The sequence below is a fragment of the Undibacterium sp. RuRC25W genome (genome assembly GCF_049339825.1).
GTDB lineage: Bacteria > Pseudomonadota > Gammaproteobacteria > Burkholderiales > Burkholderiaceae_D > Undibacterium.
Genome location: NZ_JBMPPD010000068.1, coordinates 1 through 2011 on the forward strand (window position 1 = coordinate 1; position 2011 = coordinate 2011).

The 2011-nt window shown below is 49.4% G+C and carries 3 protein-coding genes; all 3 read left to right on the plus strand.

Translation table 11 applies throughout. From position 1 onward, the window contains the following. Nucleotides 1-119 precede the first annotated feature (119 nt). Nucleotides 120-995, plus strand: a complete 876-nt coding sequence (locus ACO0KV_RS18285) for a MotA/TolQ/ExbB proton channel family protein (RefSeq protein WP_423044575.1) — start codon at nucleotides 120-122, stop codon at nucleotides 993-995. Nucleotides 996-1136: 141 nt separating this feature from the next. Continuing rightward, the gene (locus ACO0KV_RS18290) at nucleotides 1137-1574 is read left to right on the plus strand and encodes an ExbD/TolR family protein (protein WP_423044577.1); all 438 of its coding nucleotides are present in this window, start codon (nucleotides 1137-1139) and stop codon (nucleotides 1572-1574) included. A 9-nt stretch (nucleotides 1575-1583) separates the two neighbouring features. Further along, nucleotides 1584-2011: ExbD/TolR family protein (locus ACO0KV_RS18295; RefSeq protein ID WP_423044579.1), on the plus strand; the 428-nt coding region annotated here is incomplete at its 3' end.

Sequence of the window (2011 nt, forward strand, 5' to 3'; positions counted from 1 at the left end):
TCAGGCTTGCTCGCTACCGTTGTGCTCTCTTTTGAAAAACTTGTTGATGTAAATAAAAATAACCCGGAGTGATCCTCTGGGCTGACCAAAACCAATTAATACAGTAAGGAAGTATGAATATGAAATCCCGTTTCTCTGCATTTCTGGCGACCGCCCTCCTGGCATTGAGCGCTACTGTTGCTGCTCCAGTTTTTGCTGATGAGCCTGCTTCTGCAGCGTCCACAGCAGCACCAGCAGCCTCTGCAACAGCGCCAGCAACAGATGCATCCGCTCCAGCAGCTGCACCAGGCGACGTATCAGCCGCACCAGCGAAAGAAGTGATCGAAAACCCATACGGCCTCGATGCATTGTGGAAAACTGGTGACTTCGTTGCTAAAGGCACGCTGATCATCATGGCAATCATGTCCATGGGCTCTTGGTACATCCTGATCACTAAGATCATCGACCAAGTAAAATTGTCCGGTCAGGCAACTGATGCACGTACAAAATTCTGGAAAGCAGCATCTGTACAAGCAGGCTCTTCTTCTTTGAAAGAAGGCAGCCCATTCCGTTTCATCGCTGATTCCGGTATCAAAGCAACTGAACACCACGAAGGTGCGTTGCTGGAACAAATCGATCTGAATACATGGGTATCGATGTCCATCCAACGCGCTGTTGATAAAGTACAAAGCCGTTTGCAAGATGGTTTGGCATTTTTGGCGACAGTCGGTTCTACAGCACCGTTCGTTGGTTTGTTCGGTACAGTATGGGGTATCTACCACGCGTTGACAGCGATCGGTATGTCCGGTCAGGCTTCTATCGATAAAGTTGCTGGTCCAGTTGGTGAAGCGCTGATCATGACGGCGATTGGTTTGGCGGTAGCGGTGCCAGCGGTGTTGGGTTACAACTTCCTGGTACGTCGCAACAAGAGCTCGATGGAAGAAGTACGTGCATTTGCAGCTGACCTGCACTCTGTTGTGTTGTCTGGCAACATGAGCAAAGTCGCTAAGAAGTAAGCTTAAACCACACACCTCTCACGATAGAGGCGCAGAGCATATCGCAGAGCAGATCATCAACAGGTTTGCTCTGCGGGTTTGATCAGCCGGCTGAGAGAAGTAGCGGTTTTGAACGTTAAAGCAATCTGAAAGAGATACATTATGGGAATGGCAATCGGCAACGATGGTGATGGCGAAGACGAAGTCAACAGCACCATCAACACCACCCCGTTGGTAGACGTGATGCTGGTTTTACTGATCATCTTCCTGATCACCGCTCCGGTGATTACAGATACAGTCAAGCTCAAGCTGCCTGCAGAAACCAACCAGATATTTAAGACCAAGCCAGAAAACATCACCGTCTCGATTAGCAAAGATGGCGACATTTACTGGAACGGTAGCATGCGTCCGCTGCCAGGCGGCACAGAAGATCTGTTCGAGAAACTCAAAGTAGAAGCAGTGAAGGTACCGCAACCGGAAGTGAATATTCGCGGCGACCAGAACGTACGCTACGAGTTCGTCGGTAAAACGATCCTCAACGCTCAACGCGCAGGGATTGCGAAAGTGGGCTTCGTGATCGAACCACCGGCACGCAACTAAAGGAAGATTATGGGAATGCAAATAGGTTCCGGCAGCTCTTCAGCCGATCCGGAAGTGATGATAGAAATGAACATGACGCCGTTGATCGACGTGATGTTGGTGTTGATCATCATGCTGATCATCACTATTCCAATTCAGAATCACGCTGTGAATTTGAATATGCCAACGAATACGCCATCCAAGCCGACAGAACCACCAGTGGTTGTGAACATTGACGTGGATTTCGACGGTACAGTATTGTGGAATGGTGTCGCAGTAGCAAACCGTGGCGAACTGGAGAGTAAGCTGACAGAAATAGCAAACAATCCAAACCAGCCAGAGGTTCACCTGCGTCCAAATGCAGTTGTGCCTTACAAATCTGTTGCCGCTGTAATGGCCTCAGCCCAGCGTCTGGGTGTGACCAAAATCGGTATGGTGGGTAACGAGCAGTTCTTGAA